The following is a 23,526-nucleotide window of genomic DNA, read 5'->3' on the forward strand; positions in this document are numbered from 1 at the left end:
CCCCAACTCAGTGAACAACCCGCCGTCGACCCTCAGGGTCGCGGCCACTGCCATCTGATTGGAGTTTGATGACCATGAGTGTGGAAACTCAAAAGGAAACCCTGGGCTTCCAGACCGAGGTAAAGCAGCTGCTGCACCTCATGATCCATTCGCTGTATTCCAACAAGGAAATCTTCCTTCGCGAATTGATCTCGAACGCCTCTGACGCTGTCGACAAGCTGCGCTTCGAAGCCCTGGCCAAGCCAGAGTTGCTCGAAGGTGGCGCTGAACTGAAAATCCGTGTGAGTTTCGACAAGGACGCCAAGACCGTCACCCTCGAAGACAACGGTATCGGCATGAACCGTGACGATGTGATCACCCACCTGGGGACCATCGCCAAGTCGGGCACCGCCGATTTCATGAAGAATCTCTCGGGCGATCAGAAGAAAGATTCGCACCTGATCGGCCAGTTCGGTGTCGGCTTCTACTCGGCGTTCATCGTTGCCGACCAGGTTGATGTGTATTCCCGTCGCGCCGGTACTCCTGCCAGCGAAGGCGTGCACTGGTCGTCGAAAGGCGAGGGCGAATTCGAAGTCGCCACCATCGACAAGCCAGAACGCGGCACCCGCATCGTCCTGCACCTGAAATCCGCTGAAGACGAATTCGCCGACGGCTGGCGTCTGCGCAACATCATCAAGAAATACTCCGACCATATCGCGCTGCCGATCGAGCTGCCGAAAGAAGTCACTGCCGCCGAAGGCGAAGAGAAGCCTGCCGTTGAATGGGAAACCGTCAACCGCGCCAGCGCCCTGTGGACCCGTCCGCGCACTGAAGTGAAGGACGAGGAATATCAGGAGTTCTACAAGCACATCGCTCACGACTTCGAAAACCCGCTGGCCTGGAGCCACAACAAGGTCGAAGGCAAGCTCGAGTACAGCTCGCTGCTGTACGTGCCGGCCCGCGCGCCGTTCGACCTGTACCAGCGTGAAGCGCCGAAAGGCCTGAAGCTCTACGTGCAGCGTGTGTTCGTGATGGATCAGGCCGAGTCGTTCCTGCCGCTGTACCTGCGCTTCATCAAAGGTGTGGTCGATTCCAACGACCTGTCGCTGAACGTGTCGCGGGAAATCCTGCAGAAAGATCCGATCATCGACTCGATGAAATCGGCGCTGACCAAGCGCGTCCTGGACATGCTGGAAAAACTGGCGAAGAACGAGCCTGAGCAATACAAGGGCTTCTGGAAAAACTTCGGTCAGGTCATGAAAGAAGGCCCGGCAGAAGATTTCGCCAACAAGGAAAAAATTGCCGGTCTGCTGCGCTTCGCATCGACCCAAGGCGACGACGGCGAGCAGGTCGTTGGTCTGGCCGACTACCTGGCGCGCGCCAAGGAAGGTCAGGACAAGATCTACTACCTCACCGGCGAAACCTACGCGCAGGTCAAGAACAGCCCGCACCTGGAAGTCTTCCGCAAGAAAGGCATCGAAGTGCTGCTGCTGACCGACCGTATCGACGAGTGGCTGATGAGCTACCTGAGCGAGTTCGACGGCAAGACCTTTGTCGACGTGGCACGCGGTGACCTTGATCTGGGCAACCTGGACTCGGAAGAGGACAAGAAAGCTGCAGAAGAAGTCGCCAAGTCCAAAGAAGGTCTGGTCGAGCGTCTGAAAACCGCGCTGGGCGATTCCGTGGCGGAAGTCCGGGTCTCCCATCGTCTGACCGACTCGCCAGCCATTCTGGCCATCGGTGAACAGGATCTGGGCCTGCAAATGCGCCAGATCCTCGAAGCCAGCGGGCAGAAAGTGCCGGAATCGAAGCCGATCTTCGAATTCAACCCGAGCCACCCGCTGATCGAGAAACTCGACGGCGAACAGAACGAAGGGCGTTTTGGCGACTTGTCGCACATCCTCTTCGATCAGGCCGCTCTGGCGGCTGGCGAAAGCTTGAAGGACCCGGCCGCTTACGTGACCCGTCTGAACAAGCTGCTGGTTGAACTGTCAGCTTGATCACGTTGTAGAAAAACCCGCTTCGGCGGGTTTTTTCATTCTGGTGTTTAACTAATCAGGAGTCAGAAATGAGCCAAGTCACTGTACGTTCCGTGGTCTATCAGCTGGATGGCCAGCCTTTTGAAGGTCGTCTGGCGTTCGATGCCGAGCACAAGGGCGCGCGCCCGGGCCTGTTGATGGCGCCGAACTGGATGGGCGTCAGCGCCGGTGCTGAAGAGATCGCCAAGTCGGTCGCGGCCAAGGGCTATGTGGTGTTGATTGCTGACGTTTACGGCCAGGCAGTGCGTCCGCAGAACGCTGACGAGGCCGGCGCCGCGATGATGCCGCTGAAGAACGATCGGGCACTGCTGCGCAAGCGTATGCAGGCGGCGTTCGAACAATTGCAGAAGCAGGGCGAGGCAGCGGTCGATACCTCGAAACTGGCGGTGTTCGGTTTCTGCTTCGGCGGTTGCTGCGCACTGGATCTGGCGCGCACCGGTGCACCGGTGAAGGCGGCGGTGTCGTTCCACGGCACGCTGGACTCGCCGAATCCGGCCGATGCGCAGAACATCAAGGGCTCGGTGCTGGTGCTGCACGGTGCTTCCGACCCGTTGGTGCCGAAAGAGCAGTTGCCAGCGTTTGAGGATGAAATGAACGCAGCGAAGGTCGATTGGCAGTTGCTCAGCTACGGCGGTGCGGTGCATTCGTTCACCGATCCGCACGCCAATGTGCCGGGCAAGATGATGTACGACGCGAAGACCGCCAAGCGTGCGTTCAAGTCGATGCATGACTTGCTGGATGAGGTGTTCAAGGGCTGATTTTTTCGGCGCCTGTACTGGCCTCTTCGCGAGCAAGCCCGCTCCCACATTGGGATTGTGGTGTGTATAAGTTCTGAGTACACCACAAGTCCCCCGTGGGAGCGGGCTTGCTCGCGAAGGCTACTCACTGGCGACACAACACTCAGGGCAGTTCGATTCGCTCCACTTCCCCCGGTACCGTCGGCCAATCCCCGGCCGCCCACTTGCGCCGCGCCTCGTCGATCGCCGCCGGATCGCTCGCGACAAAATTCCAGTTGATCCGCCGTGGCCCGTCCAGCGGCGCGCCGCCAAATACCACCGCGTGCACATCGCTCTCGGCAAACAAACTCATCTCTTCCCCGGCCGGCAACACCACCAGCGCATGGGGTTCGAGGGGCTCGCCATCCAGTTGCGCATCGCCACTCAACACATACACCGCCCGTTCTTCGTGCTCGGTCGGGATCAGCAAAGTAGTCGCGGTCTGCATCTTCACCTCGGCATACAGCGTAGGAGAAAGCACCGGCACTGGGGATTCCAGGCAAAAGCCTGACCCGGCAATCATCCGGATCTGTACGCCAAGGTTATCGCTGACCGGCAGGGTTGCCGCCGGGTGATGGCTGTAGTGTCCCGGGCCTTGTTCATGATCCTTAGGCGAGGCCAGCCAGATCTGCAAGCCGTGCATGGTGAAGCCTTGCTCCCACAACGGCTCGGGCGTGCGCTCGACGTGGGCAATCGCACTGCCTGCGGTCATCCAGCTGACATCGCCGGCGCTGACCACCTGATCGGAGCCGAGGCTGTCCTTGTGCTGGATCTGCCCGTCGAACAGGTAGGTCAGGGTCGACAGACCAATGTGCGGATGCTGTCGGATGTTCATGCCTTTGCCCGTCGGATAAACCGTTTCAAGCATGTGGTCGAAAAACACGAACGGCCCGACGCTGCGGCATTTGGCTGACGGCAGCGGGCGCAGGATCGGCTGGCCTTCGACGTCTTCGGCGCGCGGGCGGATGATCAGAGGTGGCGTGTCCATGGTGCATTCCAGGCTGAGCGGGTGATGCCAGAAGCATAACCCGCCGCTGGCAAGAAGGTGATTACTGGCTGTCAAAGCCTTGTGGTGCGTGGGTTTCGATGCTGACGTCGGTGGTGGTCATCAGCTTGTGGATCGGGCAGCGATCAGCGACGCGCAGCAGTTCTTCGCGTTGGGCATCGGTGAGGACACCCTTAAGCGTGAGGGTGACGTGCAGCGCGTATTTGCCTTTCTGCTCCTCGCTGTTGTCGCGTTTGACCTCGACACCCACGCCGGTCAGCGGGATGTCTTTCTTCTTCGCGTACATCTTCAGGGTCAGTGCCTTGCAGGCACCGAGCGCGGCGTCGAAGTAGTCATGTGGCTCGGGTGCCGAGCCTTCGCCACCGGCAGACTTCGGCACGTCGGCAAACAATTCGTGGTCATCGATCTGTACGGTGTGACGGAAACCTTCGGCGGAGACGGTATTGACGGTAACAGTCATGGCAACCTCACTGGCAGTAGGAAAAAGTCGTTCGATCAAAAAAGACCTTGCAGTTATAGAGCATTCCTACGGAGGCGCGTTCCACTTTCCTGCAGGATGAACCCTTGTGATCGGCTCAGGGTCTAGGCTATGCCTACCTGTCGGAGATTACTTGTGTCCTTGTTTCGTTTGAGTCTTGCCTGCCTGCTGGCATTTGCCAGCGCTGCCAGCGCCCGCGATTACACCTACAGCGATGCGCACCTGCACTACGTGGATTTTTTCCAGGAAACCGCCGGCATGGCGAAATTGCTCACGGCGATGAAGGACAGTTCCATCGACCATGTGATGATTTCCGGGATTCCCGTCGCGAAGAAGTGGCACGAAGACGAGCCCAAGCGTCCGCGCTATTACGCCGGCGATGACGCTGATGCCTATTGGTACAGCGCCACCGACGTGATCGTCGCCGATGCCGTGCTGAAACTCACCCCGGAGCAGCGTCAGCATTTCCACCCGTTTCTGTCCGGGTTCAACCCCAACGACAAGAACTCCGCCGCGCACATTCAGCGCATGCTCGACCTGTATCCGGGGCTGTGGCAGGGCATTGGTGAGGTGTTCACCCGCCATGATGACTTGACGGCGTTGACCGCCGGCGACACGCCACGGGCCAATAATGAGGCGATGCAGCGGATTTATCACTTGGCGGCGGAAAACGATCTGCCGGTGATGCTGCATTCCAACATCACTTCCAAGCGTGAGAAAAATCCGCTGTACCTGAAGGAAGTCGAAGAACCGCTGCGTAATCATCCGCACACGCGGTTCATCTGGGCGCACGCCGGCACCAGCGCGGAGATTCACCGGCACCAGACGCAGCTGGAATTCCTTCTGCCCACTGTCAGCCGGATGCTGGAATCCTATCCGAATCTGTTCATCGACCTGTCGTGGAGCATGCTCACGCCGTACTTGCTGGACGAACAGGGCAAGCCGCGCGCGGAATGGCTGGGGTTGGTCGAGAAGTACCCTGATCGGTTCATGGTGGGTTCGGATGTTGTGGGCCGATTCAACAAACTCGGTAAGGAAATGCGCAGTTTCACGCCGTTCCTTGATGCATTGCCCGAAGACGTCGCGCGCAAAGTCGCCCGGGATAACTTCCTGGCAATATTGCCACGAACAGCAGCAAAGTCCGGGAAAGCGCGCTGAATCGTTAATGTCGAGGGTTCGAAGTATCAAGGCCTTTTGATATCACCTTTTCGTCTTACGCAAATTGTCGCCGGGCCGATACCTTCTAAAGCAACCAGCTGCAGGGTTGATGCAGCGCTTTTGGAAGGAACCAGAGTAATGAGCATCCGTAGTCTCAATATCGCGCCGCGTGCCGGCCTGGGGTTTGGTGTATTGGCGCTGATGGTGTTTGCCTTGGGGGCGTTCGCCCTGCTGCAAATGGCGAACATGCGCGCGCAGTCTGATGAGGTCGACAACAACTGGCTGCCGAGCGTGATGGCGGTCGGCGAGATGAGTCAGGACATGCTGCGCCTGCGTGCGCTGACCATGCGCCTGCTGCTCAATCGCGACCCGCAGGCGCTGCAGCAGAATGTCGCCAAGCTCAATGAGCTGCGCGGTGCGCTCAGTGAGGCTCAGCAGCGTTATGACGTGCTGATCGTGCTGCCTCAGGAGCGCGGACTGTTCGATCGCTTCAAGGTCGCCGAGCACCAATATCTGGAGCTTCAGGCGCAGGTCATGCAGTTGTCTGCCCAGAATCGAGTGGAAGAGGCGGCGGCCATCCTCAATGGTGAAATGAGCCCGTTGGCCGACGAGATTGCGGTCACCCTGCGTGAACTGGTCGAACTGAACAAACACAATGCCAATCTCGCCACCGAAGCCGCGCGGCTGGTCTTCACCAATTCGCGAGTGTGGGTCGGGGTGATGATCGGCATAACGGCCCTTGTCACCATCGGCCTGGCGTTGTTGCTGACTCGCAGCATCGTCCTGCCGCTGACGCAGTCGTTGGGCGTGGCGCAAGTGGTGGCCGGTGGCGATCTGACTGGCGATATCACTATTTCGGGCAAGGACGAACCGGCGCGGCTGCTGCAGGCGCTGAAAAGCATGCAGCACAACCTGCGCGACACCATCCGGCAGATTTCCGAGTCGTCCAGCCAGTTGGCGTCGGCCTCGGAGGAACTCAGTTGCGTCACCGAGGACGCCACGCGCGGGCTGCATCAGCAAAGTCTGGAGATCGAGCAGGCGGCCACCGCAGTCAATCAGATGACCGCTGCCGTGGAAGAGGTGGCGAGCAACGCCGTGGCGACTTCCGAGGCGTCGCGCGAATCTGACCGGATTGCTCAGCATGGGCGCGAACAGGTCAACCAGACCGTGACGTCAATCGAATCCCTGGCTGAAGATGTGACCTCCAACGCCACGCAGGTCGAGGACCTGGCGCAGAAGGTTCACGGCATCAGCAAAGTGCTCGACGTGATCCGCTCGATTGCCGAGCAGACCAATCTGCTCGCGCTGAACGCGGCGATCGAGGCGGCGCGCGCCGGGGATGCCGGTCGTGGCTTCGCGGTAGTGGCCGACGAGGTGCGGGCGCTGGCGCACCGCACCCAGCAATCGACCCAGGAAATCGAGCAGATGATCGGTGGCATCCAGCAGGGCACCGATTCGGCGGTGAGTTCAATGCAGCAGAGCAGCGTCCGCGCCAATTCGACCCTGGAGCTGGCCAAGGCCGCGGGCGTGGCGCTGGAGGAAATCGCCTCGGCATTCACCTTGATCAACGAGCGCAACCTGGTGATCGCCAGCGCCTCGGAGGAGCAGGCGGCGGTGGCACGGGAGGTGGACCGCAATCTGATGAACATCCGCGATCTGGCAATGCAGACGTCGGCGGGGGCGAATCAGACCAGTGCGGCGAGCCAGGAGTTGTCGCGGCTGGCGGTGGATTTGAACAATATGGTGGCCAAGTTTTCGGTCTGAGCTGACCCTTGAAGATCGAGCTGACCCTCTGTGGGAGCGAGCTCGCTCGCGAAGGCGTTGTATCAGCTACATCTCCGTTAGCTGGCAGACCGCCTTCGCGAGCAAGCCCGCTCCCACAGTACTTGTGTGTCGCCTGAGAAATCGCAGGCACAAAAAAGCCCCGCATCTGCGGGGCCTTTCGTTGTAGCGGCGGATCAGCTGCCTTTGACAGCCTTGCCGTTGACCGTACCGTCCTGGAGCATGATGTTGTACTCCTTGCCGTCGGTTTCCACCTGTTGCAGGCGGACCAGCAGGTAATCCCAGTCCTTGGCGAACCACAGCACAGTGATGCGTTTGCTTTGTGTCGGGTCGCGCACGCGTTCGACTTTGATCGCATCGATCTGGCCAGCCTTGGTCTCGACTTTTTCCGAGCCCAACACGCGGAAGTCATAAGTATCGACTTCACCGTCATCGACCACCTGATAGCTCATGGTCTTTTTGCCGGCGGCCACGTCATGCTGCAGCGCCAGTTGGTAGGTCGACTTGTCGACCATGCCACGGTTCAGAGGGATCTTCACCGCGTCGCCACGGTCGGTGCCGGTGACCATCTTGCTGTTCCAGTCGAAGTCCAGATCAGCCTTTTTCGCTTTGCCCAGACCACCACGTTCGAAGTGATAGGACTGTGGCAGCAGGGTGTCCTTGTCCAGCGTCAGTGTGCTTTCTTCAGTCAGGCTGGCGATCATCATCGACGCCTTGAAGCTGAGTTTCCAGACGCCGTTGGCTTCCTTGGTCAGGCTGCGTTCGGCAGTGCCGCTCATGGGCAGCTGCTTCCAGTCGGCGGTGTAGCTGGCGGAGAACGGTTGAAGGTCTGCCGCCTGCGCGAAGGGCAGGGTGAGCAGAGCGCAAGCGAAGAGCAGGGCGCGACGCATAAAATCTCCTAGTGTCGAATCAAGTGGCCGCTGGCCGCGAGTAGCTGGCCGTCCAGTAATGCACCTTGTTCACCGAGTACCAGTCGGCCTTCGCCAAACCAGCGTACCGCCATCGGGTAGATCAAGTGTTCCTGGACATGCACTCGCTGCGCAAGTGTCTGCGGCGTGTCGTGCAACTCTACCGGTATTACTGCTTGTACGACCAGTGGTCCACCATCGAGTTCCTCGGTGACGAAGTGCACAGAGCAGCCGTGTTCCGCGTCGCCGGCCTCCAGCGCGCGCTGATGAGTGTGTAACCCTTTGTATTTGGGCAGCAGCGACGGGTGGATATTAAGCAGGCGACCCTGGTAGTGACGCACGAAGTCAGCGCTGAGAATGCGCATGAAGCCGGCCAGCACCAAGAGTTTCGGTTTGAATTCGTCGATCAGTTCGATCAGGGCGGCATCGAAGGCCTCGCGACCTTCGAAGGCCTTGTGATCCAGCGAGCGGGTGGCGATACCCGCGTCGCTGGCGCGTTGCAGGCCGTAGGCGTCGGCACGGTTGGAAATCACCGCAGCGATGCGGACCGGGCTGTCGCCGGTCCGCGTGCTGTCGATCAGAGCCTGCAAGTTACTGCCGGTGCCGGACAACAGCACCACGACATCACAGGTTGCGGACATTAATGAGCCTTAAGGTTCTGCAGATCAACCTGAGCAGCGCCTTCGGCAGCGGCAGCGATCTGACCGATGACCCAAGGCTGTTCGCCGGCGTCACGCAGGGTTTTCAGGGCCACTTCAACGTGCTCCTGAGCCACGCAGATGACCATGCCCACGCCGCAGTTCAGTACGCGGTGCATTTCTGTCTCGTCGACGTTGCCTTTCTCCTGCAGCCAGTCGAACACCGCCGGGCGAGTCCAGCTGGCCACGTCAACCACGGCCTGAGCGCCTTTTGGCAGAACGCGCGGGATGTTGTCCAGCAGGCCGCCACCGGTGATGTGGGCCATGGCTTTGACTGCGCCGGTGTCTTTGATCAGCTTGAGCAGCGGCTTCACGTAGATGCGGGTCGGGGCCATCAGCAGGTCGGTCAGCGGTTTGCCGTCGAGCTGGATGTTTTCGATGTCGGCGCCGGACACTTCGATGATCTTGCGGATCAGCGAGTAGCCGTTGGAGTGCGGGCCGGACGATGGCAGGGCGATCAGTGCGTCACCGGTGGCGACTTTCGAGCCGTCGATGATTTCGGCTTTTTCCACCACGCCGACGCAGAAACCGGCCAGATCGTAGTCTTCGCCTTCGTACATGCCAGGCATTTCAGCGGTTTCGCCGCCAACCAGCGAGCAACCGGACAGTTCGCAGCCGGCGCCGATGCCGGTTACCACCTGGGCAGCGGTGTCGACATTCAGTTTGCCGGTGGCGTAGTAGTCGAGGAAGAACAGTGGCTCGGCACCGCAAACGACCAGGTCGTTGACGCACATGGCAACCAGGTCGATGCCGATGCTGTCGTGCTTGTTCAGGTTCAGCGCCAGACGCAGCTTGGTGCCAACGCCGTCGGTGCCGGAAACCAGCACAGGCTGCTTGTAGCCGGCCGGGATTTCGCAGAGGGCGCCGAAACCGCCCAGGCCGCCCATGACTTCCGGGCGCGCAGTGCGCTTGGCGACGCTCTTGATGCGTTCGACCAATGCTTCACCGGCGTCGATGTCTACACCGGCGTCCTTGTAGCTCAGGGAGGGTTGCTTGCTCATGATCCAGGCCTTTAGGGGAGGGGATTCAGGGGTAACGACCGAGTTCAGTGGGAACATCGAAATCGAGAGGGCGATGGCCTCACGCGAATTTCGGGGTGCCCGGCTGTTGCCGGTCTGCGAAGGCGCGCGATTTTATCAGGCTTGAGGGGCAGCGGCCATCCTCGCGCCGACGGGCAGGGGCATAATCAGCGGAAATTTTTTGCAATTGTGCCGGGCGGCTGCCTGTATAAGGTGTGCCGATTAACCGTCTATCGTTATCACTGTGCAAAAACTTACCGCTACCGTGTGAATGTTTTGCGATGGCAGATTGTCACAGCCTTGCTTAACCGGTTCACGCGGCCTGTTCCAGCCGCTCCTGTCGACGGGAATTCTCCATGCGTTTTTGTAAATTGTTGGTTGTGGGTTGTTTGTCGTTGGTCAGCCTGGCGAGTCATGCCGAAAACCTCAAAGGTCTCTATCAAGTGCGCCAGCCAGTCAGCAGCCAGGCGCCGGAAGAGCGTGATCGCGCCACTCAGGCGGCACTGGATACGCTGGTGTTGCGCCTGACCGGCGACCCCAAGGCTTCGCAGAATCCGGGGCTGGCAGCGATTCGCAAGGATCCGCAGCAGATCATCAGTCAGTTCGGTTTCGATGCCGGGCCGCCGGAGGTGCTCAAGGTCGATTTCGATCCGGCCACCACCGAGCAGGCGCTGCGCCGGGCAGGGCTGTCATTGTGGGGGGCAAGTCGGCCGTCGATTCTGAGCTGGTGGCTGAACGATTCGACTGAAGGTTCGAGCCTGGTCGGCGACGGTCAGGCAGCGGCTGCACCACTGCGGTCTGCGGCTCAGCATCGCGGCTTGCCGCTGCGTCTGCCACTGGCGGATCTGAGCGAGCAACTGGTGGCCACCGCCCCAGTGCTGGATGGCAGCGATCCCGCGCCATTGCGCGGTGCTTCTGAGCGTTACGGCGCGGATGCCTTATTGGCGGTGCATGCGCACGAAGAGGGTGGGCAGTGGCAGGCCAAGTGGCGTCTGTGGCTGGGCGATCAGAAAGAGGCCGGCAGTGTGCAGGGAACCGATCAGGCTAGCGTGGCCGATGCGGTGATGCTCGCGGTGGCCGAGCGTCTGGCGCCGCGCTTTGTCGCCAGGCCTGGCGCTTCGGGCCAACAGACCCTGGAAGTGCAGGGCATGAATCTGGAACATTACGCCGCGCTGCTGCGGTTACTCGAACCGTTCGGTGTGCGTCTGCAAAGTGTCGATGGTGATCGCATCGTGTATCGGGTCAACGGCAGTGCCGATCAGTTGCGTGCGCAGTTGTCGCTGGCCAAGTTGCAGGAGTTGCCGGCCGAACCGCCGGCCCCGGTGGCCGCGCCGCAGCCTGCGGTGGCGGGAGCAGCGCCCGTTGCGGCTCCGGCTCCGACACCGGCTGCACCGTCATTGCGGTTTCGCTGGTAAGTCTTTCCTTATATAGAAGCAGTAGGAGTGGTACATGGCCGATACGCGGCGTTGGTTCTGGCTCGGTGGGGTAGTCCTGCTTTGCGCGTTTGTGTGGTTGCTGCACCCGATCCTCACGCCGTTTCTGGTGGCGCTGCTGCTGGCGTATCTGTTCGATCCGCTGGTGGATCGCCTGGAACGGCTGGGCCTGTCGCGCACTTGGGGCGTGATCGCAGTGTTTGCCTTGTTCACCCTGATCGTCACGGCGCTGATGCTGGTGCTGGTGCCGATGCTCGCCAAGCAGTTGCTGCGCTTGTACGAGCTGGCCCCGCAAATGCTCGACTGGTTGCAACACACGGCGGTGCCGTGGGCGCAGTCGAAATTGGGTTTGTCTGACGGTTTCTGGAAGTTCGACAAGGTCAAGGCGGCGATCAGCGAACACATGGGGCAGACCACTGACATCGTCGGTGTGGTGCTGAGTCAGGCGACGGCATCGAGTCTGGCACTGATCGGCTGGCTGGCGAACCTGGTGCTGATCCCGGTGGTGAGTTTCTACCTGCTGCGCGACTGGGACGTGATGATGGCCAAGATCCGCAGCCTGCTGCCGCGTGATCGTGAAGAAACCATCGTCTCGCTCGCCGGTGAGTGCCACGAGGTGCTCGGCGCGTTCGTGCGCGGGCAGTTGCTGGTGATGCTGGCGCTGGGCGTGATCTACGCCGCGGGCCTGATGATTGTTGGTCTGGAGCTGGGGCTGTTGATCGGCCTGATCGCAGGTCTGGCGGCCATCGTGCCGTACATGGGGTTCGTGATCGGGATTGGCGCGGCACTGATTGCCGGGTTGTTCCAGTTCGGTGGCGATCTGTATCCGATGATCGGGATCGTCGCGGTGTTCATGGTCGGGCAGGCGCTGGAAGGCATGGTGCTGACGCCACTGCTGGTGGGCGACCGGATCGGCCTGCATCCGGTAGCGGTGATCTTCGCGATCCTGGCCGGCGGCGAGCTGTTCGGTTTTACCGGTGTCCTGCTGGCACTGCCGGTGGCGGCGGTGATCATGGTGCTGGTGCGTCATGTGCACGATCTATACAAGGACTCGGATATCTACAGCGGGGCAGATGAGCCTGAGTTGTAAACCGATCACGGGCGGCCCGGCATTGTGCCGGGTTGGCCCGTGTTTTGCGGCGGGGTGGTTCGATACCGCGTCAGAGAAACTGTCATAAAACCAGCGTATTAACGCAAACCTTTGATTTTGCTTGGGGTCTGTCGCATTGTGCGCTCAGCTTCACGGGTATAAACTTCGCAAACTTTACACAGAGGCCACTAACGGTTCCTTGAGAACTGTTCAGTCAGCATGAAACCGATTCAGCTGCCCCTAGGTGTGCGTCTGCGTGACGACGCCACCTTCATCAACTACTACCCAGGCGCCAATGCCGCTGCACTCGGCTATGTCGAGCGCCTATGCGAAGCCGACGCCGGCTGGACCGAAAGCCTGATCTACCTGTGGGGCAAGCATGGGGTAGGGCGTACGCATCTGTTGCAGGCCGCGTGTCTGCGTTTCGAACAGATGGGTGAACCGGCGGTGTATCTGCCGCTGGCCGAGTTGATGGATCGCGGCATCGAGATCCTCGACAACCTTGAACAGTACGAACTGGTCTGCCTGGATGACTTGCAGGTGATTGCCGGCAAGCCGGACTGGGAAGAGGCGATGTTTCATCTGTTCAACCGCCTGCGTGACAGCGGACGGCGCTTGCTGATTGCTGCTTCAACTTCGCCACGCGAACTGCCGGTGAAACTGGCTGACCTCAAATCGCGCCTGACCCTGGCGCTGATTTTCCAGATGCGTCCGCTCTCCGATGAAGACAAATTGCGTGCTCTGCAATTGCGCGCGTCGCGTCGCGGCCTGCACCTGACCGATGAAGTCGGACACTTTATTCTGACTCGCGGTACCCGCAGCATGAGTGCATTGTTCGACCTGCTCGAACAGCTGGATCAGGCCTCGCTGCAGGCGCAACGCAAGCTGACGATCCCGTTCCTGAAAGAAACCCTCGGCTGGTAGCCAGCCCTTGAAATACGCGGCTTTGACCGCGTTTCGACATATTTCAGGCGCCAGAAAACCCGCTTTTCCGCAACGTGTGCAGACCGCGTATCGAGTCAAATGGGCTTAAGCGCTTAGATGTAAACGAGAAACCGGGAAGTCACAAAAAGATCGATTGAATTTGCAAATGAGGCCGATAGCGGGCATAGTCTCGGCTTCTTTACAACTTCAGCCACGGTCGTGCCCATGCTAAAGCGCTTCGCACCCCTCGTGCCTCTCGCACTCGTCACCCTGTTGTTCGGTTGCGCTGCTCATTCTCCAGTTCAAGAGCAGCCTCAACAGGTTAAAAATTCTGCCACTGCCCAGTCTTCCGTTATTTACCAGGAAGAGCTGGACACCGAAAAAGAACTCTCGGACTTCAACAAGAAGCCGTACGAGCTCCCGGTTCTGGCCGACAGCATCCTCGAACGCGGCATGTCCCTGATCGGTACCCGTTACCGTTTCGGCGGTACCTCTGAAGCCGGTTTCGACTGCAGCGGTTTCATCGGTTATCTGTTCCGCGAAGAAGCCGGCATGAATCTGCCGCGCTCCACCCGCGAAATGATCAACGTCGATGCTCCTCTGGTCTCGCGCGGCAACCTTGAGCCGGGCGACCTGCTGTTCTTCGCCACCAATGGTCGTCGCGGTCGTGTAAGTCACGCCGGGATCTACCTGGGTGACAACCAGTTCATCCACTCCAGCAGTCGTCGCAGCGGCGGTGTTCGCATCGACAGCCTGGGTGACAGCTACTGGAGCAAGACTTTCATAGAAGCCAAGCGCGCCCTCGCGATGGCACCGACCGTGGTCACTGCTCGCAAGTAATTCCCCCGTTGTCGCCACGTCCGTGGCGACAAAAACGGTTCCGGCTGGGAAGTAGACCTAGACTTTACAAGGTGAAGTTAAAGTCTTACTTGAAGTTTGCCGCGTAGCCGCTAGAATCCTGTATCTATATTGATGGCAAACCGCCTGCGTGCTGCGCAGGCGGTTTTGTTTCTGTCCATTCGGCAGAGAAAGCCGCAGCCAGATCAGGATGTTCTGCTTATGACGATGTCGGCCCGCCTCACGTTGATCTTCTTCGCAGCGCTGCTCAGCGCCTGCGCCAGCCGCACTCCGCCGCCTGCGCCCGTCGTACGCGCTCCGGTGGTGTTCGGGCCTTCCCAAGCTTTTTCGCCTGCTGCTGAAGACGTGCTGTTTCGCGCGCTGGGCCTGGTCGGCACGCCTTATCGTTGGGGCGGCAACACACCGGACTCCGGGTTCGATTGCAGTGGTCTGATCGGTTTCGTCTACCGCGATGCTGCCGGCATCAGCTTGCCGCGTTCGACGCGCGAGATGATCGTGATGCAGGCGCCGAATGTCGGCAAAGAGGGTTTGCAGACCGGCGACCTGATCTTCTTCGCTACCAATGGCGGCTCGCAGGTCAGCCATGCGGGGATTTACGTTGGGGAAGGGCGCTTCGTGCATGCGCCGGCCACCGGCGGCACGGTGAAGCTGGACAGTCTGTCGAAGGCGTACTGGCAGAAGGCGTATCTGAGTGCCAAGCGGGTGTTGCAGCCTGAGCATCTGGCGCATAACCCGTAACCGCTGAGGATTTAAATGTGGGAGCGGGCTTGCTCGCGAATGCGCTGTGTCATTCAACTACGATGTTGAATGACTTGACGCTTTCGCGAGCAAGCCCGCTCCCACAGTTGTTTTAGGGTGTGTCAGATTATTTGGCGGACGACACTCGCCAAACCTTGTTCCCCACATCATCTGCTACCAGCAAACCACCTTGCTGGTCGATCACCACGCCTACCGGGCGACCCAGCGCGTTCTCGTCCTTGTCGAGGAAACCGGTCAGCACATCCACCGGTGCTCCGTTCGGCTTGCCGGCGGCGAATGGTACGAAAATCACTTTATAGCCACTGTGCGGTTTGCGGTTCCACGAGCCGTGCTGGCCGATGAACGCGCCCTCCTTGAACTGCGCCGGCAGGCTATTGCCTTCAGCGAAGGTCAGGCCCAGCGAGGCGGTATGCGGGCCGACGGCGTAGTCCGGGGCGATAGCCTTGGCCACCAGATCCAGATTCTGCGGCTTCACCCGCACATCCACGTGCTGACCGTAGTAGCTGAATGGCCAGCCATAGAAGCCACCGTCCTTGACCGAGGTGATGTAGTCCGGCACCAGATCGCTGCCGATCTCGTCACGTTCGTTGACCGCTGTCCACAACGCGCCTGTGGTGGGCTCCCATGCCAGGCCGTTGGGGTTGCGAATGCCCGAGGCGAAGATCCGGTGGTTGCCGGTGGCGCGATCCACTTCCCAAATCGCCGCACGTCCTTCTTCTTTATCCAGACCATTCTCGCCGACGTTGCTGTTCGAGCCGACGGTGACGTACAGCTTGTTGCCGTCCTTGCTGGCGGTGACGTTCTTGGTCCAGTGATGGTTCATGGTGCCGCCCGGCAGGTCGGTGACTTTGATCGGCTGCGTCTTGATCTCGGTCGCGCCTTGCTCGTAGTGGAAGCGCAGCAGGCGATCGGTGTCGGCGACGTACAGATCGTTGCCGACCAGGGTCATGCCAAACGGGGAGTTGAGATTCTGCAGAAACACCGTGCGGGTCTCGGCCACGCCGTCGTGGTCGGCATCGCGCAGCAGGGTGATGCGATTCGGGCTCGGCACACCAGCGCCGGCCTTGCCCATGACTTTCTTCATCACCCAGCCACGAATGCCGCTGCTGTCGTCCGGTTTGGGCGGGGCATTGGTTTCCGCCACCAGCACATCACCGTTGGGCAGTACGTAGAGCCAGCGCGGGTGATCGAGGCCTTCGGCGAATGCCGCGACTTGCGTGCCGGCCGCAGCAGTCGGTTTGCCGCCCGCAGGCCAGCCGACCGCCGGGGCGATGTTCACCGTCGGGATCAGGGTTTTGTTCGGTTCAGGCAGTTTCGGTGACGGGCCGGTGCCGTCAGAAACTTGCAGGCTGGAGGATTCACCGCAGGCGGCGAGCCCTCCGGCGAGGGCGATGACGAGAGCGAGTTGGGTTTTGCGCATTACTGATCTTCCCTATGAATGCTTGCCTAATCATAGAGGAGCTTGCGCACCCGATGGTTCAACCGCTCAACCGCGGGCCTCTTTGAACAGCACGGCGACGCCTGGGTGATAGTTGCCCGCTTCGCTGCGCAACTTGCGGTAGGCGTAGGGGAAATACCAGGCCACCGCGCAGCAGTGTTCCTTTTGCAGGTCGTCGACCATGTCCTGCAGTTCTTCGGGGCTGGCGCTGTGCTGGGCCTTTTGCGGGGCGACGAACAGGCAGCCGAGTTTGAGATCGCTGGCGAAGCTGATGCGTTTGGCATCGCTGGTGATGTCCAGCAGGGCCTGGGTCAGATTGAGGTTGTTGACTCGCGGCCAGCGTTGGGTCGCCCGGAGGTAGGCGCGGTCTTCAGCCCCGGCGATGAACAGGTCGGCGCGGGCATTGCGTTCGCCTTCCTCGTTCTGTTTGCGCGTGGCGGTATCGCAAAGGGTCACCAGTTCGGCCATCCATGCCGCCGCGGAGAGCAATCCGAGATTGGCTTTCTCGTCATGCCAGTAAGGGGTGTCGTTGTCGCCGCGAATGGCGTTGTAGCGGTCGATACAGTCAAACCAGCGTTCAAGCATCGGGCGCAGGAATTCCAGGCGCGGGTTGCTGATGATCATGCCTTGCATCGTCATCATCCTTATTGTTGTAGTGTGCTTTTTCAAACAAAAGCATGGCTCTTTGATATCACTTGTCTCAGTGTGGCACAAGATTGGCGTCAGTTAATTGATCGACGGCAGTTATTCGCCCGACGGCCCCCTCTTTAATTGACGCTCCACCCCCAACCCTCTAACCTTCGCGGCTTGTTTCAGGTGCTCTGTGACCTGTGTCGACAGAGTGAAACAGGGAAGCCGGTGAGGGTTGTCTTCAGGCGAAGAACGATCACGATCCCGGCGCTGCCCCCGCAACGGTAAATGAGTAAAAGCTGCGCCTTGAGCCACTGCCTCGACAGAAGCGGGAAGGCGCGCAGCCAGGCGATTCGCCGCTCATGAGCCCGGAGACCGGCCTGATCCATCCAGCGGCATCACGGTGGGCGATGCCAGGCTTTTTGCCGTCTATTCTTGTGCCTGCCCGCCGTTATCCAGCCTCAACGGAGAGCTCCCCCATGACCGATTCCCCCGAGCGCGACGAACGCCATCTGGCGCGTATGCAGCGCAAAAAAGCCGTGATCGACGAACGCATCGCCAATTCGCCTGACGAGTGCGGCCTGGTGCTGGTGCTGACCGGCAATGGCAAAGGCAAAAGCAGCTCGGCGTTCGGCATGCTCGCCCGCGCCATGGGCCACGGCATGCAGTGCGGCGTGGTGCAGTTCATTAAGGGTCGCAACAGCACCGGCGAAGAACTGTTCTTCCGCCGCTTTCCCGAGCAAGTGCGTTTTCACGTGATGGGCGAGGGTTTCACTTGGGAAACCCAGGATCGCCAGCGTGACATCGCCGCCGCCGAAGCCGCGTGGGCAGTGTCCCGCGAGCTGCTGCGCGATCCGTCGATCGGCCTGGTGGTGCTGGACGAACTGAACATCGCCCTCAAGCACGGCTACCTCGATCTTGATCAGGTGCTCAGCGACTTGCAGGCGCGTCCGCCGATGCAGCACGTGATCGTCACCGGTCGCGCGGCCAAGCCGGAAATGATCGAGATGGGCGATACCGTCACCGAAATGGGCATGCTCAAACACGCCTTCCAGGCCGGCATCAAAGCGCAGAAAGGCGTCGAACTTTGAATCAACCACGTCACTGCCCGGCGGTACTGATTGCCGCGCCGGCCTCCGGTCAGGGCAAGACCACCGTCACTGCCGCGCTCGCTCGCTTGCATCGCAACCAGGGGCGCAAGGTGCGCGTGTTCAAGTGCGGCCCGGACTTCCTCGACCCGATGATTCTCGAGCGCGCCAGCGGTGCGCCGGTGTATCAACTGGACATGTGGATGGTCGGCGAGCAGGAAAGTCGCCGTCTGTTGTGGGAAGCTGCTGCCGAAGCCGATCTGATCCTGATCGAAGGCGTGATGGGCCTGTTCGACGGCACACCATCGAGCGCTGATCTGGCGCGGCATTTCGGCGTGCCGGTGCTCGGCGTGATCGACGGTACCGCCATGGCCCAGACCTTTGGCGCCCTGGCACTGGGTTTGGCGAAGTATCAGCCGGACCTGCCATTCGCCGGCGTGCTGGCCAACCGTGTCGGCACCTTGCGTCATGCACAGTTGCTCGAAGGCAGCCTCACCGAAGGTCTGCGCTGGTACGGCGCGCTGTCACGCGAGACCGGGATCGAGTTGCCGAGCCGGCACCTCGGTCTGGTGCAGGCCAGCGAATTGAATGATCTCGACCTGCGTCTCGACGCCGCCGCCGAAGCCTTGGCCAGCAGTTGCGAGGTAGCGCTGCCACCGGCCGTGGAATTTGCCGCACCTGAAGTGATCCCTGCCGAACCGCTGCTCGACGGCGTGCGCATCGCCGTCGCTCGCGATGAGGCCTTTGCCTTCACCTACGGCGCCAGTCTCGACCTGCTACGGGCGATGGGCGCCGAGTTGAGTTTCTTCTCGCCGATCCGCGATACGCAATTGCCCGAGGCCGACAGTCTGTATCTGCCCGGTGGTTATCCGGAATTGCACCATGTCGCGTTATCGCAAAACACCGCGATGCTCGATGCGATCCGTGCGCACCACGCCGCCGGCAAACCGTTGCTCGCCGAGTGCGGCGGCATGCTCTATCTGCTCGACGCGTTGACCGATGTCGACGGCACCCGCGCCGAACTGGTCGGCCTGCTGCGCGGTGAGGCGGTAATGCAAAAACGTCTGGCGGCACTGGCACTGCAAGCGGTGGATCTGCCGGAAGGTTCGTTGCGCGGCCACACCTATCACCATTCCCTGACCACCACTGAGCTGACGCCGATCGCCCGGGGCCTGAGCCCGAATGGCGGGCGCGGAGCCGAGGCGGTATATCGGGAAGGGCGGATGACGGCGTCGTACGTGCATTTCTACTTTCCGTCGAATCCTGCGGCTATCGCGGCACTGTTTGTGCCAGATCTTGAGGCCGCTTTCGCGAGCAAGCCCGCTCCCACATTGGATCACCTAACCCCTGTGGGAGCGGGCTTGCTCGCGAAGAGGCCATGACCGACAACGCATTCACTGAAGCCGAGCGCACAGCGGTCTATAAAGTCATCGCCGAACGCCGCGACATGCGCCACTTCACCGGCGGCACGGTCGAGCCGGAGTTGCTGCGCCGCCTGCTCGAAGCCGCGCATCAGGCGCCCAGCGTCGGCCTGATGCAGCCATGGCGTTTCATCCGCATCAGCGATCGCGGCTTGCGCGGGCAGATCCAGAACCTCGTCGAAGAAGAGCGCGTGCGTACCGCCGAAGCCCTCGGCGAGCGCAGTGACGAGTTCATGAAGCTCAAGGTCGAAGGCATCAATGACTGCGCCGAAGTGCTGGTCGCGGCACTGATGGACGATCGTGAAAAACACATTTTCGGCCGTCGTACGCTGCCGGAAATGGACATGGCCTCGCTGTCCTGCGCGATTCAGAATCTGTGGCTGGCCTCCCGTGCCGAAGGACTGGGCATGGGCTGGGTGTCGCTGTTCGAACCGCAGGCACTGGCCGATCTGCTGCGGTTGCCGGCCGGGGCCAAGCCGCTGGCGGTGTTGTGCCTGGGGCCGGTCAAGGAATTCTATCCGGCGCCGATGCTGGTACTCGAAGGGTGGGCGCAGGCGCGGCCGCTCAATGAGTTGCTGTACGAAAATTATTGGGGAGTGAGTCAATGAGTGTGGCGTTGTTGAGTGTCGCCGCGGTCGCGCTGGATGCGCTGCTGGGTGAACCGAAACGCTGGCATCCGCTGGTAGCGTTCGGCAATTTTGCCGGGCGCATCGAGCGCCGTTTCAATGCGGGCGGGCGTGGCTGGCGCAGTCACGGGGTCACCGCGTGGGTGATCGCGGTGCTGCCGCTGACCTTGCTCGCCACCGCGTTTTCCTGGGCGCCCTACGTGGGCTGGATCGTCGAGATTCTTGCGCTGTATTGCGCCCTCGGCATGCGCAGCCTCGGTGAGCATGTCGCGCCGGTAGCCGCCGCCTTGCGCGCTGATGATCTGGAAGAAGCGCGCAAGCGTGTTGGCTATCTGGTCAGCCGCCAGACCAGCGAACTGGACAGCACCGCGGTCGCCCGTGCCGCCACCGAATCGGTGCTGGAAAATGGCAGCGACGCGGTGTTCGCCGCGCTGTTCTGGTTTGTCGTGGCCGGCGCGCCGGGCGTCGTCCTCTACCGATTGAGCAACACCCTCGACGCGATGTGGGGCTATCGCAACGAACGCTTCGAGCGCTTCGGCTGGTGCGCGGCAAAAATCGACGACGTGCTCAACTACATTCCGGCCCGGTTGGTGGCGCTGACCTACGCGCTGCTGGGCAACACCCGGCTTGCCTGGAAATGCTGGCGCAGCCAAGGGCCGCAATGGGACAGCCCGAATGCCGGTCCGGTGATGGCTGCCGGTGCCGGTGCGTTGAATGTCGAACTGGGCGGCCCGGCGATCTATCACGGCGAACTGCATGAGCGTCCGCAACTGGGTGAAGGTCCGCCGGCGGATGCCGATTCGATTGATCGCGGCTGGCAATTGGTCCAGCGCGGGGTATGGTTATGGCTGCTGATTCTCTGCGTGGGGGCTGAATTCTATGCTTGAGCACGGTGGCCGGCTGCGCAAGGCTGCACTCGATTACGGGATTGCCGAGGCTGACTGGCTCGACCTCTCCAGCGGCCTCGCGCCGTGGCCGTTTGCGGTCCCGGAGATTCCGTTGCGCGCCTGGGCGCGCTTGCCGGAAACCGATGACGGGCTGGAGCAGGCTGCGTGCGATTACTACGGCGCCGCGCAGGTGCTGCCGGTGGCCGGTTCGCAGATGGCGATTCAGTTGCTGCCGCGTTTGCGCCGCGCCGGCAAGGTCGGCGTGTTGTCGCCGTGTTATGCCGAGCACGCCGAAGCCTGGCGCCGCAGCGGTTACATCGTGCGCGAAGTGCTGGAGCAGGAAGTCGAATTCTTCCTCGACAGCCTCGACGTGCTGGTGGTGGTCAATCCGAACAACCCCACCGGCCTGAGCCTGACCCCGGCGCGGCTGCTCGACTGGCACGCGCGACTGGCCCAGCGCGGCGGTTGGCTGGTGGTCGATGAAGCGTTCATGGATAACACGCCGCAGCTGAGTCTGGCGTCGCATACCCATCAAGTTGGCCTGATCGTGTTGCGTTCGTTCGGCAAGTTTTTTGGTCTGGCCGGGGTGCGTCTCGGCTTTGTGCTGGCCGAACGCAAATTGCTCAGATTGCTCGCGGAACAGGTCGGGCCCTGGGCGGTGAGCGGGCCGACGCGGGTGCTCGGTCAGGCTTGCCTGCAAGACACCGAAGCGCACACCCGGCAACGCATTCGCAGCGATGAAGCCAGTGAACGTCTGGCTTTGCTGCTGGAGCGCTACGGCTTCAAACCCCACGGTGGTTGCGCGTTGTTCCAGTGGCTGATCACCGAGCACGCGGCGGCGCTGCACGAATTCATGGCCCGACGCGGCATCCTCCTGCGCATCTTCACCCACAACAGCAGCCTGCGTTTTGGTCTGCCGGCCAACGCCGCTGAAGAAGCGCGTCTCGAACAAGCGCTGCAAGCTTTCGCCAAGGAAAACCAATGACAACCTTGATGGTTCAAGGCACCACGTCCGACGCCGGTAAAAGCACGCTGGTGACGGCGCTGTGCCGCTGGGCCACCCGTCAGGGCGTGGCGGTGGTGCCGTTCAAACCGCAGAATATGGCGCTTAACAGCGCGGTGACCGCCGACGGCGGCGAGATCGGCCGTGCGCAAGCCGTGCAGGCGCAAGCGGCGCATCTCGAACCGCACACCGACATGAACCCGGTGCTGCTCAAGCCCAACAGCGACACCGGCGCGCAGGTGATCATTCATGGCCGCGCGGTCACCAGCATGAACGCGGTGGCGTATCACGACTACAAAGCCATCGCCATGCAAGCGGTGCTCGCCTCGCACCAGCGGCTCAGCGCGGCGTATCCGCTGGTCATGGTCGAAGGCGCTGGCTCGCCGGCCGAGATCAACCTGCGTGCCGGTGACATCGCCAACATGGGCTTCGCCGAAGCGGTGGATTGCCCGGTGCTGCTGATCGCCGACATCAATCGCGGCGGCGTTTTCGCGCATCTGGTCGGCACGCTGGAGTTGCTGTCGCCGAGCGAACAGGCACGGGTCAAGGGCTTCATCATCAACCGTTTTCGCGGTGACATCGCCTTGCTGCAACCGGGCCTCGACTGGCTGGAACAGCGCACCGGCAAACCGGTGGTCGGCGTATTGCCATACGTGATGGACCTGCATCTGGAGGCTGAGGACGGCATCGACCAGCGTCAGACCGACAAGGCCGAGCAAGTGCTGAAAGTGGTGGTGCCGGTGCTGCCGCGCATCAGCAACCACACTGACTTCGATCCGCTGCGTCTGCATCCGCAGGTCGACCTGCAATTCATCGGCCCGGGGCAGGCGATTCCTGCCGCCGACCTGATCATCCTGCCCGGCTCGAAAAGCGTGCGCAGCGACCTCGCGTATCTGCGCGCTAATGGTTGGAGCACGGCGATCAATCGGCACCTGCGTTATGGCGGCAAGTTGCTGGGGATCTGTGGCGGTCTGCAAATGCTCGGTGAGCAGGTGCACGATCCTTTGGGTCTGGAAGGCGCGCCGGGTTCCAGTGCAGGGCTGGGTTTGCTGGCGTTCGAAACCACGCTGGAAGCCGAGAAGCAATTGCGCAATGTGCGCGGGCGTCTGGCGCTGGAAAACGCCGAGGTCAGTGGCTATGAAATCCATGCCGGCGTGACGGTAGGGTCGGCGCTGGAGAATGCGGCGGTGCATCTGGATGACGGTCGTTGCGATGGCGCGCAGAGTCCGGACGGGCAGGTGTTCGGCACCTATCTGCACGGTTTGTTTGAGTCGCCGCAAGCCAGTGCCGCGTTGCTGCGCTGGGCCGGGTTGAGCGCTGTGCAGGAAGTGGATTACCACGGCTTGCGCGAGCGCGATATCGAGCGGCTGGCGGATCTGGTGGAGCAGCATCTGGATACCGATTTGTTGCGTCAGCTCTGCGGTATTTGAGGTGGATTCATCGCGAGCAGGCTCACTCCTACAGGGGAATGCGATCTCCTGCAGGAGTGAGCCTGCTCGCGATGACTGAAGTCGGTACACCGCTAA

Annotated in this window: 22 protein-coding genes and 1 riboswitch; of the genes, 15 read left to right on the forward strand and 7 right to left on the reverse strand. The window is 61.2% G+C overall.

From position 1 onward, the window contains the following. Window positions 1–74: 74 nt before the first annotated feature. Together htpG and ACS4NR_RS02635 are read left to right on the forward strand one after the other, a co-directional pair. A complete protein-coding gene (gene htpG, locus ACS4NR_RS02630; RefSeq protein WP_007962872.1) occupies window positions 75–1,979 on the forward strand; it encodes a molecular chaperone HtpG in 1,905 nt (634 codons plus the stop codon). Between the two features lie 68 nt (window positions 1,980–2,047). Further along, window positions 2,048–2,776 carry a dienelactone hydrolase family protein gene (locus tag ACS4NR_RS02635; RefSeq protein ID WP_253148986.1) on the forward strand — a complete coding sequence of 243 codons (729 nt, stop codon included), beginning with the start codon at window positions 2,048–2,050 and terminating at the stop codon, window positions 2,774–2,776. A gap of 142 nt (window positions 2,777–2,918) precedes the next feature. On the opposite strand, the gene ACS4NR_RS02640 is transcribed toward ACS4NR_RS02635, so the two are convergent. Continuing rightward, window positions 2,919–3,782, reverse strand: a complete 864-nt coding sequence (locus ACS4NR_RS02640; protein ID WP_456019021.1) for a pirin family protein — start codon at window positions 3,780–3,782, stop codon at window positions 2,919–2,921. A 61-nt stretch (window positions 3,783–3,843) separates the two neighbouring features. Further along, window positions 3,844–4,260 (reverse strand): OsmC family protein, encoded by a 417-nt coding sequence (locus ACS4NR_RS02645; RefSeq protein WP_027614046.1) that lies wholly within the window; start codon window positions 4,258–4,260, stop codon window positions 3,844–3,846. A 129-nt stretch (window positions 4,261–4,389) separates the two neighbouring features. On the opposite strand from ACS4NR_RS02645, the gene ACS4NR_RS02650 reads away from it, so the two are divergent. Together ACS4NR_RS02650 and ACS4NR_RS02655 are read left to right on the forward strand one after the other, a co-directional pair. Beyond that, entirely contained in the window at window positions 4,390–5,436 is a 1,047-nt protein-coding gene (locus tag ACS4NR_RS02650) for an amidohydrolase family protein (RefSeq protein ID WP_456019022.1), read from the forward strand. Window positions 5,437–5,574: 138 nt separating this feature from the next. Next, entirely contained in the window at window positions 5,575–7,200 is a 1,626-nt protein-coding gene (locus ACS4NR_RS02655) for a methyl-accepting chemotaxis protein (protein ID WP_456019023.1), read from the forward strand. Window positions 7,201–7,394: 194 nt separating this feature from the next. Here ACS4NR_RS02655 and ACS4NR_RS02660 read toward each other — a convergent pair whose 3' ends face one another. The 3 genes from ACS4NR_RS02660 to purM are packed head-to-tail and all read right to left on the reverse strand — an operon-like array spanning window position 7,395 to window position 9,825. Then, window positions 7,395–8,108, reverse strand: a complete 714-nt coding sequence (locus ACS4NR_RS02660) for a DUF3108 domain-containing protein (protein WP_095139427.1) — start codon at window positions 8,106–8,108, stop codon at window positions 7,395–7,397. Between the two features lie 8 nt (window positions 8,109–8,116). Then, entirely contained in the window at window positions 8,117–8,767 is a 651-nt protein-coding gene (gene purN, locus ACS4NR_RS02665; protein WP_456019024.1) for a phosphoribosylglycinamide formyltransferase, read from the reverse strand. Beyond that, window positions 8,767–9,825 (reverse strand): phosphoribosylformylglycinamidine cyclo-ligase, encoded by a 1,059-nt coding sequence (gene purM / locus ACS4NR_RS02670; RefSeq protein WP_047600249.1) that lies wholly within the window; start codon window positions 9,823–9,825, stop codon window positions 8,767–8,769. The genes purN and purM overlap by 1 nt, the downstream gene beginning before the upstream one ends. A gap of 374 nt (window positions 9,826–10,199) precedes the next feature. Between purM and ACS4NR_RS02675 the strand changes: the two genes are divergently transcribed. From ACS4NR_RS02675 to ACS4NR_RS02695, 5 genes are all read left to right on the forward strand, one after another. Then, window positions 10,200–11,258 (forward strand): DUF2066 domain-containing protein, encoded by a 1,059-nt coding sequence (locus ACS4NR_RS02675; protein WP_456019025.1) that lies wholly within the window; start codon window positions 10,200–10,202, stop codon window positions 11,256–11,258. A 34-nt stretch (window positions 11,259–11,292) separates the two neighbouring features. Then, a complete protein-coding gene (locus ACS4NR_RS02680; RefSeq protein ID WP_095139430.1) occupies window positions 11,293–12,366 on the forward strand; it encodes an AI-2E family transporter in 1,074 nt (357 codons plus the stop codon). Between the two features lie 219 nt (window positions 12,367–12,585). Beyond that, a complete protein-coding gene (gene hda, locus ACS4NR_RS02685; protein WP_025111852.1) occupies window positions 12,586–13,290 on the forward strand; it encodes a DnaA regulatory inactivator Hda in 705 nt (234 codons plus the stop codon). 225 nt (window positions 13,291–13,515) lie between these two features. Next, window positions 13,516–14,130 carry a C40 family peptidase gene (locus ACS4NR_RS02690; RefSeq protein ID WP_095139431.1) on the forward strand — a complete coding sequence of 205 codons (615 nt, stop codon included), beginning with the start codon at window positions 13,516–13,518 and terminating at the stop codon, window positions 14,128–14,130. Between the two features lie 219 nt (window positions 14,131–14,349). Then, the gene (locus ACS4NR_RS02695) at window positions 14,350–14,886 is read left to right on the forward strand and encodes a C40 family peptidase (protein ID WP_034156233.1); all 537 of its coding nucleotides are present in this window, start codon (window positions 14,350–14,352) and stop codon (window positions 14,884–14,886) included. Window positions 14,887–15,013: 127 nt separating this feature from the next. Here ACS4NR_RS02695 and ACS4NR_RS02700 read toward each other — a convergent pair whose 3' ends face one another. After that, complete coding sequence (locus tag ACS4NR_RS02700; protein ID WP_456019026.1) at window positions 15,014–16,327, reverse strand: PQQ-dependent sugar dehydrogenase; 1,314 nt, start codon at window positions 16,325–16,327, stop codon at window positions 15,014–15,016. Between the two features lie 66 nt (window positions 16,328–16,393). Further along, window positions 16,394–16,978, reverse strand: coding sequence for a hypothetical protein (locus tag ACS4NR_RS02705; protein WP_456019027.1), 585 nt, complete (start codon window positions 16,976–16,978; stop codon window positions 16,394–16,396). A gap of 164 nt (window positions 16,979–17,142) precedes the next feature. Beyond that, window positions 17,143–17,373: riboswitch (cobalamin riboswitch) on the forward strand. A gap of 81 nt (window positions 17,374–17,454) precedes the next feature. Between ACS4NR_RS02705 and cobO the strand changes: the two genes are divergently transcribed. The 6 genes from cobO to ACS4NR_RS02735 are packed head-to-tail and all read left to right on the forward strand — an operon-like array spanning window position 17,455 to window position 23,430. Beyond that, entirely contained in the window at window positions 17,455–18,066 is a 612-nt protein-coding gene (gene cobO, locus ACS4NR_RS02710; RefSeq protein ID WP_003223053.1) for a cob(I)yrinic acid a,c-diamide adenosyltransferase, read from the forward strand. Beyond that, window positions 18,063–19,445, forward strand: coding sequence for a cobyrinate a,c-diamide synthase (locus ACS4NR_RS02715; protein ID WP_095139434.1), 1,383 nt, complete (start codon window positions 18,063–18,065; stop codon window positions 19,443–19,445). The genes cobO and ACS4NR_RS02715 overlap by 4 nt, the downstream gene beginning before the upstream one ends. Continuing rightward, window positions 19,442–20,092, forward strand: a complete 651-nt coding sequence (bluB, locus tag ACS4NR_RS02720) for a 5,6-dimethylbenzimidazole synthase (protein WP_456019028.1) — start codon at window positions 19,442–19,444, stop codon at window positions 20,090–20,092. The genes ACS4NR_RS02715 and bluB overlap by 4 nt, the downstream gene beginning before the upstream one ends. Continuing rightward, a complete protein-coding gene (gene cbiB / locus ACS4NR_RS02725) occupies window positions 20,089–20,997 on the forward strand; it encodes an adenosylcobinamide-phosphate synthase CbiB (RefSeq protein ID WP_047600242.1) in 909 nt (302 codons plus the stop codon). Before bluB ends, cbiB begins: the two co-directional genes overlap by 4 nt. After that, complete coding sequence (gene cobD / locus ACS4NR_RS02730) at window positions 20,990–21,982, forward strand: threonine-phosphate decarboxylase CobD (RefSeq protein ID WP_456019029.1); 993 nt, start codon at window positions 20,990–20,992, stop codon at window positions 21,980–21,982. The genes cbiB and cobD overlap by 8 nt, the downstream gene beginning before the upstream one ends. Next, a complete protein-coding gene (locus ACS4NR_RS02735) occupies window positions 21,979–23,430 on the forward strand; it encodes a cobyric acid synthase (protein ID WP_456019030.1) in 1,452 nt (483 codons plus the stop codon). Before cobD ends, ACS4NR_RS02735 begins: the two co-directional genes overlap by 4 nt. The last annotated feature ends 96 nt before the right edge of the window (window positions 23,431–23,526 follow it).

The sequence above is a fragment of the Pseudomonas sp. JQ36 genome, assembly GCF_053851495.1.